Annotated in this window: 11 protein-coding genes; 5 read left to right on the forward strand and 6 right to left on the reverse strand. The window is 44.2% G+C overall.

Features of this window, described 5'->3' with window-relative positions; translation table 11 throughout:
- Positions 1-105 precede the first annotated feature (105 nt).
- The gene (locus tag L4D09_RS02570; RefSeq protein WP_428455925.1) at positions 106-1,125 is read left to right on the forward strand and encodes a PstS family phosphate ABC transporter substrate-binding protein; all 1,020 of its coding nucleotides are present in this window, start codon (positions 106-108) and stop codon (positions 1,123-1,125) included.
- Positions 1,126-1,215: 90 nt separating this feature from the next.
- Here the strand turns inward: L4D09_RS02570 and ppx are convergent, their stop codons facing one another.
- From ppx to L4D09_RS02585, 3 genes are read right to left on the reverse strand one after another with little or no spacing between them, the layout of a single operon-like run.
- Positions 1,216-2,718: an exopolyphosphatase gene (gene ppx / locus L4D09_RS02575; protein ID WP_428455926.1), complete on the reverse strand. Its 1,503-nt coding sequence runs from the start codon at positions 2,716-2,718 to the stop codon at positions 1,216-1,218.
- Positions 2,715-4,808, reverse strand: a complete 2,094-nt coding sequence (ppk1, locus tag L4D09_RS02580; RefSeq protein ID WP_428455927.1) for a polyphosphate kinase 1 — start codon at positions 4,806-4,808, stop codon at positions 2,715-2,717. Before ppk1 ends, ppx begins: the two co-directional genes overlap by 4 nt.
- A 39-nt stretch (positions 4,809-4,847) precedes the next feature.
- Positions 4,848-5,354: a glycine cleavage system transcriptional repressor gene (locus tag L4D09_RS02585; RefSeq protein ID WP_428455928.1), complete on the reverse strand. Its 507-nt coding sequence runs from the start codon at positions 5,352-5,354 to the stop codon at positions 4,848-4,850.
- Between the two features lie 278 nt (positions 5,355-5,632).
- On the opposite strand from L4D09_RS02585, the gene L4D09_RS02590 reads away from it, so the two are divergent.
- Genes L4D09_RS02590 through phoU form a run of 4 tightly spaced genes read left to right on the forward strand, consistent with a single transcriptional unit; the run spans position 5,633 to position 11,087 of the window.
- A complete protein-coding gene (locus L4D09_RS02590) occupies positions 5,633-7,876 on the forward strand; it encodes an ABC transporter permease subunit (protein ID WP_428455929.1) in 2,244 nt (747 codons plus the stop codon).
- Between the two features lie 49 nt (positions 7,877-7,925).
- Positions 7,926-9,539, forward strand: a complete 1,614-nt coding sequence (gene pstA, locus L4D09_RS02595) for a phosphate ABC transporter permease PstA (protein WP_428455930.1) — start codon at positions 7,926-7,928, stop codon at positions 9,537-9,539.
- Positions 9,540-9,546: 7 nt separating this feature from the next.
- Entirely contained in the window at positions 9,547-10,365 is an 819-nt protein-coding gene (pstB, locus tag L4D09_RS02600) for a phosphate ABC transporter ATP-binding protein PstB (protein WP_428455931.1), read from the forward strand.
- An 11-nt stretch (positions 10,366-10,376) separates the two neighbouring features.
- The gene (gene phoU / locus L4D09_RS02605) at positions 10,377-11,087 is read left to right on the forward strand and encodes a phosphate signaling complex protein PhoU (RefSeq protein ID WP_428455932.1); all 711 of its coding nucleotides are present in this window, start codon (positions 10,377-10,379) and stop codon (positions 11,085-11,087) included.
- A gap of 49 nt (positions 11,088-11,136) precedes the next feature.
- Here phoU and L4D09_RS02610 read toward each other — a convergent pair whose 3' ends face one another.
- From L4D09_RS02610 to L4D09_RS02620, 3 genes are all read right to left on the reverse strand, one after another.
- Entirely contained in the window at positions 11,137-11,703 is a 567-nt protein-coding gene (locus tag L4D09_RS02610; RefSeq protein WP_428455933.1) for an outer membrane beta-barrel protein, read from the reverse strand.
- An 88-nt stretch (positions 11,704-11,791) separates the two neighbouring features.
- A complete protein-coding gene (locus L4D09_RS02615) occupies positions 11,792-12,343 on the reverse strand; it encodes a porin family protein (protein ID WP_428455934.1) in 552 nt (183 codons plus the stop codon).
- A 158-nt stretch (positions 12,344-12,501) separates the two neighbouring features.
- Positions 12,502-13,062, reverse strand: a complete 561-nt coding sequence (locus L4D09_RS02620; protein ID WP_428455935.1) for an outer membrane beta-barrel protein — start codon at positions 13,060-13,062, stop codon at positions 12,502-12,504.
- Positions 13,063-13,108 lie beyond the last annotated feature (46 nt).

A 13,108-nucleotide genomic window follows, 5' to 3' on the forward strand; every position in this document is an offset into this window, starting at 1 on the left:
CGGGTATGCATATTGTGCTTAACCCATGTAAAATTTGAATGATGAACATACCCAGCGGTCTTTATGGCCGCTTTTGTTGTTTTTATCGGGAGTAATATTGGACTAATGAGCACCCTGAAAAATCAATCATTGGGACGGTATTTGTCCGCAATAACTCACAAGTATTTAAAAGCATCTTCTGTCTTGAGTACATTGGTGCTTTTGATGGTGAGCTCTTACGCCACTGCGAGTCCAACCAACACCTTACCCGAATATCAAAAAATCAGTGGCGTATCAGGTAATTTATCTTCGGTCGGCTCAGATACCTTTGCTAACTTAATGACTTATTGGTCGGAAGAATTTAAGCGTTACTACCCCAGTGTAAATATTCAGGTTCAGGCCGCGGGTTCATCCACTGCACCGACCGCGCTAGTGGAGGCAACGGCTCAATTTGGCCCGATGAGCCGAAGAATGAAGTCGAAAGAGATTGAAGCGTTTGAGCGTGAGTATGGCTATATGCCAACTGAAATACGTGTTGCTATTGATGCGTTAGCGGTGTTTGTTCATGAAGATAATCCATTAGAGGGACTGAACTTCGAACAGATCGATGCGATTTATTCACGTACTCTACGCTGTGGTGGAACACAGCCAATAACCCGTTGGGGGCAGCTAGGATTAACCAGTAACTGGGCGGCACGGGATATTCAGCTTTTTGGTCGCAACTCTGTATCAGGCACTTATGGGTACTTTAAGCAGCAAGCTCTGTGTTTGGGTGATTTTCGTAATAATGTGAATGAACAGCCTGGCTCGGCGTCTGTTGTGCAGTCGGTCGCAAGCTCGTTAAACTCAATCGGCTATTCAGGTGTGGGTTATAAAACAACGGGGATACGCGCGTTACCTATTGCGAGAGAAGGGGATGACTACGTTGAGGCCACCCTTGAGAATGCAGTCAATGGTCGTTACCCATTAGCAAGGTATTTATACGTTTATATTAATAAGCAACCGGGTAAGCCCTTACCGCCACTTGAAGCGGAATTTATCCGCTTTATTTTGTCACATGACGGTCAAGATATCGTTGAAAAAGACGGGTATGTGCCATTGCCAGCTGAAACCGCGAAGGCTATTTTGACTCAGCTCGGACTATAGTTGAAACGCGTAATGAATCGGTCATAAAAAGCGGGCTTAACTGAATGGTTAGCCCGCTTTTTATTATTTATAGCTTGGATTGATTTGAGTTCAATCTTCGTTGAGGCTGAGCTTCCAGCCCGTTTTTCGCCAATACTCTTGTTCTTGCCGTAAGTCTGCAGCAAGTAGTCGGTTATTTTCTTCCCAACCGCTTGGTAATGATAGTTGCCATTCTTCCTTATCGGCTTTAACCGTGATGTTTGGTAAAGGCTCTTCACTACGCTGGCCATTTAAGGCGACGGCTAGCCGTAACGTACGGATCAATGGGTACAAGTGCTTGCGCTTGTAGATGCTCAACTCTGGCATTTCTTCAAGCTTTAGGCTTTTGCGTTGAAACCGCACAAGTGTCGCCAGAACAGTTTGCTGCTCGAGGTTAAAGCCCGGCATGGTGCTGTGCCTGAGCAAATAAGCGGAGTGGCGATGGAAGCCCGGGTAGCTGATACTGAGTCCTGCTTCATGCAACAGTGCCCCCCAACAGAGTAATGTCGCAAGTTCAGCCTTTGTCATACCCGGCTGTGGTTCTATTTGATTATACAGCTGCTCTGCCGTTTCTTTTACTCGGTTCGCTTGGTCTATATCGACATTGTATTGGCTTGCCATGGCGGTCGCAGTGCGAGACCGAATGTCACTGTGGCGAAAACGCTCTTCCATTTCATAAAGCAGGCCTTCACGTAGAGCACCATCGGAGAAAATCATTTCGTCGATGTTGAGTGACTTAAACACCGCAATCAAAATTGCGACACCAGCGGCGAAGACGGGTTTGCGATCATCACTCAGGCCAACAAGGTCGAGATCATCGGCGTGTTTTACGTTGAGGATATCGTCACTTAGCTGCTCTAATCTTTTAAGGGTGATCACGCCATCGACATGCCCTTTACCAATCAAAACTTCCTTAATGGCCTTGATGGTACCGGAAGAGCCGATTGCGGTTTGCCAGCCTTTATTGCGGTACTTTGTCGCAATACTTTCAAGTTTCTGTTCAGCCGCCAGTTGTGCTGATGCCATGTTTTTACTTGAAATTTTCCCCTTAGGGAAAAAGTATTTATTATAGCTAACACACCCCATGTGTTTGCTGTAGGCGAGTTTAGTCGAGAAGCCTTCGCCGATGACAAGCTCGGTACTTCCTCCTCCAATATCAACAACCAGCTTTTTACCTGTTTCTGGTTGGGTATGCGCAACGCCTAAGTAGATCAGTCGAGCTTCTTCTGTGCCAGGGATGATCTCTATGGGGTAGGGGAGAACACTTTCCGCCCGCTTTAAAAATACCGCGGCATTTTGTGATTGGCGCAAGGTGTAAGTGGCGGCTATGCGGATATTCTCAGGCTCAAAACCTTGAAGCCGTTCAGCAAACATTGCTAAGCAGTTTAAGCCACGTTGAATGGCTGCTTGGTCAAGGTTGTGATGCTCATCAAGCCCTGAAGCAAGATGAACCCGTTGTTTATGGCGGCTTATAATTTGTAAGCTTTGACCAACAATACGCGCCACTACCATATGGAAGCTGTTGGATCCCATATCAATGGCGGCTATCTCACGAGGTCGAGGTTGTTCTGTCATTCGCTCTTTTCGCTCTTTTCGGCTTGCTTCTTTAGCTGCTTTTCAGAGTGCTTAAGGTAATCGTAAATCGCAATTTGTGAGCGAATTTTACGTTTATTGCCTCGCGGCACATACTCGTTCGTCATCTTTTTGTCGATGACCCGCGCTTTTACCGTATCCGATAACTGGATATTGATAATATCAATGATCTTTTTCTTGAGCGTAGGGTCGTGGATTGGGCAGCCTACTTCGATACGGTTATCAATATTACGTGTCATCCAGTCAGCGGATGAAATATAGACATCAGGGTCGCCGTTATTTTTAAATACAACTACCCGAGGGTGTTCAAGGAAACGATCAACGATGCTGATTGCGGTAATGTTTTCGCTGATCCCTTTAATGCCGGGAATGAGGGTACACATCCCACGAACAATAAGTTTGATAGCCACCCCTGCGCTACTGGCTTGATAAAGCAGGTTAATCAAGCCTTTATCAACGAGGTTGTTAACCTTTAGTGTAATACCTGCTGGCAGTTTTTGCTTGGCATGGGCAATTTCACGGTCAATGAGATCGTAGAGGCGTGAACGCGAATTGCGTGGCGAGACAATAAGCTCTTTAAATTTAACCGGGCGATATGGGTTTTGAATGTAGTTAAAGACCATCCTTACTTCGTCAGTGATCGCTTTACTACAGGTCATTAAAGAGAAGTCGGTGTATATACGGGCGGTTTTCTCATGGAAATTCCCCGTACCTAGATGAGCGTATCTAACCAGCTCATTGCCTTCTTTACGGGTGATTAAGCATAGCTTTGAGTGAATTTTCAGCCCTGGGACACCAAAGACAACATACACACCCGCTTCAGTTAAACGCCGTGCCCATTCGATATTCGCTTCTTCATCGAATCGAGCTTGTAGTTCGACGACCACAGTAACACTTTTACCGTTATTGGCTGCATCGATCATCGACTCTATAATCCGTGAGTTTTTGGCAACACGATAGATATTGATTTTGATGCTGCGTACCTTGGGATCATAAGCGGCTTGGCGAACAAGCTCTGTCATATGATTAAAGGTATGGTAAGGGTAATACAATAAAATATCTTGGGCTTTTATTGCTTCAAATGCATTGCGGGCACTGGTGAAGTGGTAGCTATCGATAGGCGGCAGTGGCTTATTTTCTAAGTAGTTACGACCAACATTGGGGAAACCAATGAAATCGACAAAATTATGATAGCGCCCACCCGGAATAATACTGTCATAGTTCGAGACCTTTAGCAGGGAGCATAAGACATCGATCATATCGCTTGGCATATCACGCTGGTAGACAAAACGTACAGGCATTGCCGTAAGACGTTGGTTAAGGCCTTCAGACATTTGTTCCAGTAAGCTGTGTTCAACCTCTAGGCTAAGATCGTACTCGGCATCTCGGGTCATCTTCATCGAATAGGCCGCAAGGCTATCGTATTCAAAGAAACCACTGAATATATCATCGAGGCAAAATCGGATAATGTTATCGAGTAAAATTAATGTTTTACGTCGCTTTCCTTTTGCTTCTGGCAGCTGAATAAAGCGTGGTAATTGATCGGTTGGGATTTCAATCAGAGCATAACGCTTACTGTCACCTTGCTGCATTTCTATTGCAAGGTAGGAGTATTCATCTTTTAGAAACTGTAATAGATCGATGTCGTCGTTAAGTAAAATAGGATTAATATGCGGCAAAATGGTATTGCGGAAGTGTTTGCGTAACCATTGTTGCTGGTAGTCATCCAGCTGTTGTTCGTTAACCAGAAAAATATGGCGGCGTGCCATTTCTAGCAGTATTTCATTATATAGCGTATCAAAGTCTTGATTGAGCTTTAGTACCCGGCTCTGTATTTTGCTCAGTAGGTGCTTGGCTTCTTCATTTCGGCCTTGCTCCTCATCAATGATGATCCGGCGTTTTATATCGGCAAAACGTACTTTATAGAATTCATCAGTATTACTTGAGTAAATGCCTAAAAAACGGACGCGTTCAATCAGAGGCACAGATTTATCTGCAGCCTCTTGTAAAACGCGTTCATTAAATGAAAGCCAGCTTAGTTCTTTATCGATATAGAGAGGTTCGTTGCTCATTGTTATCCTGTAAGAAGCAGTGGCCTGAGAAAAATAACGTTATTCGTTATTATCTATATCAACAGTGAGATCATCGGCAATACGTTCAAGGGTCTCTTGGACGGTATCAATACTTATTTCTGTAGGTAGCTCTAATTCAAACTCAGCGGTGAAAATAGGGTACCCCCAGTTTGGCGCGCTGTGAGTTTCGGTTTTGAGCTTGTTGATATTAATTCCCAGACGATTAAGTGTCGTGGTGACATCTTTCACGATACCGACTCGGTCATTGCCCGTAACAAGTAAGTGGTGCAGAACGGAAGAAGCCAGCGTTTTGCTTTCATCTTCCACAATCTGTACTTGTAAGCCGTCAATATTGTTTAGTGCTTGGCTAAGCACCGTAATATATTGGTCGGCGACTTCGAGTTGGATTATTCCTGCAAACTGACCCGCGAGCTTGCTTAAGCTACTTGATAGCCAGTTACCATGGTTTTGGTAAACCGTATCAGAAAGGGTTTCAACAAGGCCAACGCAATCTTTACCAATAACTGTCAAAATGAGGTGCTTCATAATCATATCCTTATGCTTAAATTTTCAGCATTATTATTATGTGATGATGTGCATTTCCTGTCTAGTCACAAGCGAATATTCCGAGATATGGGTACGATGTGATGTCACGAACGAGAAAGTACAGGAGATTTATGACAGTTATATTTAGTTGAATTGATTTATTACATAATTATTTCAACGACTAATGAATAAGCGAATGGTTGTTCGTGGAGGGCTGTCATATAATTGTAATAGAAGGGCGATATCATTGATAAACGTGTAAATTTATTGAGGTAATAATGGCGAAGGCCGGTGCATTTTTAATGGGTGAAAATCCTGGCCGTAAGGTAAAAGATAAGTTTGTCCGCTATGGCGTAACAGCGGGTGGTATCTTCGTGCTTATTACCCTTGTTCTCATCTTTTTCTATTTGCTTTATGTCATTTTTCCTATCTTCTCGAGTGTAAAAGTCACTGAGCAACAATTTTTCGAAACATCGTTTAGTGATAAAACGCAGGCTGTTGCTATTAGTGATCACAACGATGCTATTTATCGCCTTTCTGATAATGGTGTATTGAGTGTTATTCAGCTCGGTGCTGAATCATTGAATAAAACATCACTGCCAGCACCTAAAATCGCCGAACAGTTAACCCTGCTTGGTAACACGACAGTTGTTGCGGCAACACTTCCAACCCAGGCAATATTTGCTGTTGGCGGAGAAAAAGGAAACGTTCAGGTCGTTAAGCCTGAAGCGCCGCGTTTTATCAATGGGCGTGATAATCATGTGACCTTTAATTACCCTCTTGGCCGAGAACCTGTCCAACTTGATCCTAATGGCCAACCCATTGTAAAACTTGCGGTCTCGGTGAGTAGTAGCCAGGCTGCGATAATCGGCGCGACGGTTGATAACCGTGTCAGGGTTCGCCTTTTTAATCAGAAAAATACGGCCTTTGAACCAGATAACGGCTGGCAATCAACGTCATTTGAAGTGGCTGGGCTCCCCGATTCAATCAATGCATTAGCAATTACCCCTGACACACGTACAGCCTATGCACTGTCTGGCCAGTTTATCTATGTTATTGCACTTGAACACGACTCAGGGCATATCCGAGATGTCGTTGATGTTAGCAATGGCAATAGTGTACCTGAGCAACTGGTGTTATTGTCTGGCGCCCATTCGTTACTGATCAGTAATAGCGATAACAGTCTATCTCAATGGTTTGAAGTGTTGAATGAGGGAAAGCGAGTACTGACTCGTACTCGTGACTTCAATGTATCTGATTCTGCGATTCATTCCGTTGTCCCCGAATATACGCGTAAGGGCTTTTTTGCCCTTCAGCAAGATGGTCAATTATCCGCTTTCTACACCACCGTAAATGGCGCGATTTATAACGAAACTCCCTTTGGTAGTGATTTGCCTGAGCGGTTAGTTATCTCTCCTCGTGCAAATCAATTGCTTACGGTATCTGGCAATCGTTGGCAAATTTACGGTGTTGAAAATAAACACCCAGAAATAGGGTTCGCCTCGCTATGGCAAAAAATTTGGTACGAAGGTTATCCAGAGCCTGATTATGTATGGCAATCAACATCTGCCAGCGATGAATTTGAGCCAAAACTCAGTTTAGTGCCGATAGTATTCGGTACCTTTAAAGCGGCGTTTTATGCGATGTTGTTTGCCGTGCCAATGGCATTGGCTGGTGCGATATACACCGCTTATTTTATGTCGTCGAAAATGCGTAACGTTGTTAAGCCAACAGTTGAATTAATGGAAGCGCTACCAACGGTTATTTTGGGCTTTCTCGCTGGTATTTGGCTTGCTCCGATCGTAGAAAATAACTTAGCAGGGATCATGCTGCTGATTGTCGCTTTACCTGTGAGCATTGTGCTGGCTGGGGTTGGGTGGTCGTTACTCCCTGGGCGTTGGCGACATCGCATTCCTAATGGTTTCCACATTTTATTATTAATGCCCGTGATTGTCTTTATTGGGTATGCTTGTTTCGCAGTCAGTTCGTTTATGGAAAGCTGGCTATTTGCCGGCGATGTGCGGGTTTACCTGACTAATGAATGGGGTATCGGTTACGATCAGCGCAATACGCTGGTGGTAGGCATCGCGATGGGATTTGCAGTTATTCCCACGATATTCTCCATTGCTGAAGATGCTATTTTTTCGGTGCCGGGACACTTAACCAGTGGTTCGTTAGCACTGGGAGCAACTCATTGGCAAACTTTAACCAAGGTTGTGCTGTTGACGGCAAGCCCTGGTATTTTCTCTGCCATCATGATGGGCTTAGGCCGTGCGGTTGGCGAAACCATGATTGTATTGATGGCGACAGGTAATACCCCCATTATGGATTGGAATATTCTTGAAGGGATGCGTACGCTTTCAGCGACTATCGCCATCGAGATGCCTGAAAGTGAGGTGAATAGTTCACACTATCGTGTCATGTTCCTTGCCGCCTTCGTTTTGTTTGTTTTCACTTTCTTCTTTAACACGATCGCAGAGCTTGTTCGTCAGCGTTTGCGAGATAAATACAGCTCGCTATAACTGAGATGTATGAACCGATAAGAGCTAAATTGCATGAATAATTTATACCATGGGTAATTGGTTTAGATCCGGCTCTCCTTGGATCTGGTTAACCGGCGGAGCCGTTAGCTTAAGCCTTGTGGCGGTTTTAGGGTTATTGCTATTAATTGGCTGGAAGGGGCTAAGCTATTTCTGGCCAGCACCCGTGTACCAGTTTGATATTAAGCAGGGCACCAATACCTCTGTGATCATCGGCGAAATTTATGGCCGTAAAGTCGTCCCTGTCGAGCAGCTTGCTGATGCTGGCATTGATACATCTGGGTTTGGTGAACAGAACGTACTGCGCTACATGGTGAAGACCGGTAACCGTGAAATGCCTGGTAGCGATTTTGTTACATTTCTAGAGCCGTACATTGAAAATCAGTCGCTTGCACAGGGTGTTATGGTGATTGAGCGGCTTAAAAATGGGCGGTTTTATGGGTTTCCTGTCCACCTCACTGATAACGGGAAAGCGCTTCCGCTAGAGGCATTGCCTGATAGCTTATCTACAGCTGCAGCCATCCGAGAGCAGATACGAATACTAGAAAATACTGAGCTGGCAAGTATTAACCGCCAAATCGAGCAGCTGCGTCGTGAGCGCCTTCATGCGTCTGACGATACGGTTATTAATGCAAAAACAGCGGCGCTGGAAGCACAATTTGAGCAGGTTGCAGAGCAGTTACAAGCACTTCACCAGCAGCTTGATAATGACATTTTGACTGTTCGTGAAATGTCGGGTGTTGAAGTTGAAATTTCGATGGGACAAGTACTTGATCTCTGGCATCCAAATGAGCTGACTTTTGGCGGTAAATTTGTTCATTGGTTAAAACAGCTGGGTAAGTTTGTCAGTGAGGATCCTCGAGAGGCAAACACTGAAGGCGGCGTATTTCCTGCGATATTCGGTACGGTCTTTATGGTGTTGTTGATGAGTGTGATTGTGACGCCATTAGGTGTTATGGCAGCCATCTACCTCCACGAGTACGCGGGGAAAAATATCTTCACTAAATTGATCCGAGTTGCTGTTATTAACCTTGCAGGCGTTCCTTCAATTGTCTACGGTGTATTTGGCTTAGGTTTCTTTGTTTATATGGTGGGGGGAACGATTGATGATATCTTTTTCTCTGATCAACTGCCGGCACCAACATTTGGTACCCCAGGGATATTGTGGTCGGCATTGACCTTAGCCATTCTTACTCTGCCAGTTGTGATTGTATCGACAGAAGAAGGGTTAGCGCGCATTCCTAGTTCTGTACGCCATGGCTCATTGGCGCTAGGGGCGACTCAAGCAGAAACGTTATGGCGTATCGTGTTACCGATGGCAAGCCCTGCTATTATGACGGGGTTAATTCTTGCTGTTGCCCGTGCTGCTGGTGAGGTTGCGCCGTTAATGCTCGTCGGGGTCGTTAAAATGGCCCCTTCATTACCCATTGATAGCCATTTTCCTTACTTGCATTTAGACCGTAAATTCATGCATCTTGGTTATCATATATATGATGTTGGTTTTCAAAGCCCCAACGTAGAAGCAGCACGTCCACTTGTATACGCCACGTCGTTTTTGTTGGTGACGGTGATTGTGGGATTAAATTTAACCGCTATCGGGATCCGTAACCACTTGCGTGAGAAATTCCGTTCTTTGGAGCAATAACAAGATTATGTTTTCAATCAATTCCCCCATTGGCTTGTTTGAGCCGATTGATTTATCTGTTTTGCCCGAGGATAAAACTGCGCTTACGATTGAAGGGCTAGACCTGCACTATGGACCGCATCAAGCGCTGTTTAATATCAATATGCGTGTTGAGAAAGGACAGGTTACCTCTTTTATTGGTCCTTCTGGCTGTGGTAAGTCAACACTACTTCGCTGTATTAACCGGATGAATGAGTTGGTTGAAGGGTGCCGTGTCGACGGTAAAATCATACTCCATGGGCAAAACATCTATGGCAGTAAAGTCGATGTAGCGTCATTACGCCGGCGTGTTGGTATGGTGTTTCAGCGGCCAAATCCTTTTCCTAAATCCATTTATGAAAACGTGATTTACGGTTTACGGTTGCAAGGTATAAAAGACAGGCGTGTGCTGGATGACGCGGTTGAAAGCTCATTGCGCGGTGCCGCATTGTGGGATGAAGTGAAAGATCGACTCCATGAAAATGCATTTGGTTTGTCTGGTGGTCAGCAACAACGTTTGGTGATCGCTCGTGCCATTGCGATAGAGCCGGAAGTGTTATTGCTTGATGAACCGACCTCGGCACTGGATCCGATTTCAACCTTGACCATCGAAGAGTTGATCAACGATCTTAAAAACAAATACACGGTGATCATTGTTACTCATAATATGCAGCAGGCAGCTCGCGTGTCAGATAATACCGCCTTTATGCATATGGGAGAGCTGGTAGAGTACACCAGTACCAATGATATTTTCACCACACCGAAAGAAAAACGCACTGAAGATTACATTACTGGCCGATACGGTTAAGGAGAGAAATTATGTTGGATAATCTTAGTTTGGGTCGACATATTTCCGGCCAGTTTAATGCAGAGTTGGAAAGCATTCGCACCCATGTTTTAGCCATGGGTGGCTTAGTTGAGCAACAGCTGGCTGATTCGCTTAAAGCCATGCATCAGCAAGATGCCGAATTGGCGCGTAGAGTGATTAAAGATGATCACAAAGTGAACGCAATGGAAGTTGCGATTGATGAAGCATGTACGCGGATTATTGCTAAACGCCAGCCAACTGCCAGTGATTTGCGTTTGGTGATTGCGATTATTAAAACCATCACTGATCTTGAGCGTATTGGTGATGTTGCCGAGAGCATTGCTAAAGTAGCACTCGAGAATTTTACCAATAAGCAATATAACCTATTAGTCTCACTTGAGGCGCTTGGTCAACATGCTGTACGAATGTTACATGAAGTGCTTGATGCCTTTGCGCGAATGGATGTTAAAGCGGCTATCGAAGTGTATAAGGAAGACGATCGGATTGACCGTGAATATGAAGCGATCATCCGCCAGTTGATGACTTATATGATGGAAGATCCACGTTCTATTCCGAATGTTTTGCAAGTGATGTGGTCGGCACGTTCGATTGAGCGAGTGGGTGATCGCTGTCAGAATATTTGCGAATACATTATTTATTTTGTGAAAGGTAAAGATATTCGTCATACCAGCCAAGAAGAGTTGGTGAATATTTTAAAGTAGTGGGTAAACCGCCTGAGTCATGCGTATTCAGGCGGCTTGAATATTGATATTAGAAGTTTAGGTGAATGCCGTAGGTGTAGGTAATATATCGTCTATCTTCATTGAACAAATTGGCTTTACTGTATTTGATCCCAGTAGTCATGGTTAAGTTCTTATTCATCATTGAACCGATCTCTAGCCCTGAGACCATAATTGTATCTTCGTCTTTTTGTCTGATCTTTCCATCAAATGGTGCTGCAGTCTTTATCGTTTCTTTTATGTGCTGTACACCTAAGCTTGCTGCGAAATAAACGGGGCGATCATGCACATAAAAATGGTATTTTGGCTTTAGGCTAGCGCTGTAGGCTGTGGTATAAAACTCTGTTTTATCTTTGGCCTTCCATGATCGACCATCACCTAATTCACGACCCTCTAATTCAACCGCTAAGCTAAAATCGCTATTTAATGTAAAGTTATACCCTGCAATTAGTGCATAGGTTATTGGATAGGTTGATTTGTCACGATATTCTGTAGCACCGAAATCTGCACCCAAATAGAATGTATCTTTATTGAGTGTCGCCGATGCACCAAAAGGCAGCATCGCTGTAATGAGCAAGGCTAGTAAGGGCTTTTTCATAGGGGTCGCCATAAATACAATAGGAAGAGAGTTGAGCCGGCTAAAGAGAAGGATTCAATCTCAGTAGCCAGCCCATTGTACTTTTTACTTAGAACTTGTAGTTTGCACCTATGTATAAAGTGCTGTAATCAGTATCCCAGCCATGTACCTTGGCTGTCATTGCCTTGTAGCCACCTTTGATTGCTACATTACGGTTGAAGTCATAACCCGCTTCTAAACCATATGACACCCCAGTGCCGCTATCTTTATCTGATCCAAAATCCTCGACATCAACTTTCTCTGTGATGCTGTGAAGTCCTAACTGAACACCTGCATAAAAGTTCTCGTTGAAATAGTATTTTGGTTTCACATTGATACCAAAAGAGTGAGCTTTTAGTTCTGCATTGTGAGGTTTCAACCCCTCATCTAAAACTATTCCTTTTTCTTTGCCTAAGTGGCGGTATTCACCTTCGACACCGATAACAACTTGTGGTGCAACGTGGAAATCATACCCCGCGACAAGGCCGAAACCAGTATCAAAAGATTCACCTTCTATGCGGTTTGAACCCAGATCGGCACCGATGTAAAAGCCTTCTTTTGAGGCAAGAGCTGGAGCTGATAGTAGAGAAGCAATTGTTAGAGCAAAGATTGTCTTTTTCATAATTTACCCGATGAATTTGGTTAATTTTCACTGTCAGCCACAGATGTCGCGGCAACTTTATGCGGTGAATATTAAAATGAACACTGTGCATTATCTAATTACTTTGGTTGATTTCACTGATTAGTGGTATTTATTGCACGGTGTATTATTGTGGGTGGTTAGTTGAATTTATAGTCCACACCGAAATAGACGGTACCTAAGTCGGTCTTATAACCGAGGAGATCGGCGGTTGCGGCTTTGATGCCTGTGCGGAGAATAACGTTGTTCTTTATTTCATAGCCGGCTTCGGTCCCGAACAAGAAAGCGTTATCTTTATCTTTCCCTCCGAATTCTGTATTACCAATTTTCCAATACTCTTCATAGGTATAGCGGTGTAACCCGATGATAAGAGCGCCATAAAATTGATCGCTAAAGTAATATTTAGGTTTGATATTCAGTCCAAAAGATGAAGCCTTGATATCTGCACTCAGATGAGTGTTGCCTGCACTGGCGGCCGCATTATCTTGGCCCAAGTTTCGGTATTCACCTTCAATACCGACCACAACTTTGGGGGATACTTGGTAGTCATAGCCCGCAGTTAATCCAACATTTGTATCGAGGTACATACTCCCCACAAAGTTAGAGCCAATATCAGCGCCGACATAAAAGCCTTGTTTGTTAGCAAAGGCGGAAGATGAAAATAAAGTAATGAGGGATAAAACAAAGGTTGATTTTTTCATTATTAGGCTCGCTGCAAAGATAGTGTCATTGGGTAATGCCGTGCTA

This window comes from Photobacterium makurazakiensis (assembly GCF_050336715.1).
Classification (GTDB): Bacteria; Pseudomonadota; Gammaproteobacteria; order Enterobacterales; family Vibrionaceae; genus Photobacterium; species Photobacterium makurazakiensis.

Bases quoted from the DNA above. Each gene is read 5' to 3' on its own strand.
- L4D09_RS02570 (WP_428455925.1), top strand. From the start codon at position 106: ATGAGCACCCTGAAAAATCAATCATTGGGACGGTATTTGTCCGCAATA.
- ppx (WP_428455926.1), bottom strand. From the start codon at position 2,718: ATGACAGAACAACCTCGACCTCGTGAGATAGCCGCCATTGATATGGGA.
- ppk1 (WP_428455927.1), bottom strand. From the start codon at position 4,808: ATGAGCAACGAACCTCTCTATATCGATAAAGAACTAAGCTGGCTTTCA.
- L4D09_RS02585 (WP_428455928.1), bottom strand. From the start codon at position 5,354: ATGAAGCACCTCATTTTGACAGTTATTGGTAAAGATTGCGTTGGCCTT.
- L4D09_RS02590 (WP_428455929.1), top strand. From the start codon at position 5,633: ATGGCGAAGGCCGGTGCATTTTTAATGGGTGAAAATCCTGGCCGTAAG.
- pstA (WP_428455930.1), top strand. From the start codon at position 7,926: ATGGGTAATTGGTTTAGATCCGGCTCTCCTTGGATCTGGTTAACCGGC.
- pstB (WP_428455931.1), top strand. From the start codon at position 9,547: ATGTTTTCAATCAATTCCCCCATTGGCTTGTTTGAGCCGATTGATTTA.
- phoU (WP_428455932.1), top strand. From the start codon at position 10,377: ATGTTGGATAATCTTAGTTTGGGTCGACATATTTCCGGCCAGTTTAAT.
- L4D09_RS02610 (WP_428455933.1), bottom strand. From the start codon at position 11,703: ATGAAAAAGCCCTTACTAGCCTTGCTCATTACAGCGATGCTGCCTTTT.
- L4D09_RS02615 (WP_428455934.1), bottom strand. From the start codon at position 12,343: ATGAAAAAGACAATCTTTGCTCTAACAATTGCTTCTCTACTATCAGCT.
- L4D09_RS02620 (WP_428455935.1), bottom strand. From the start codon at position 13,062: ATGAAAAAATCAACCTTTGTTTTATCCCTCATTACTTTATTTTCATCT.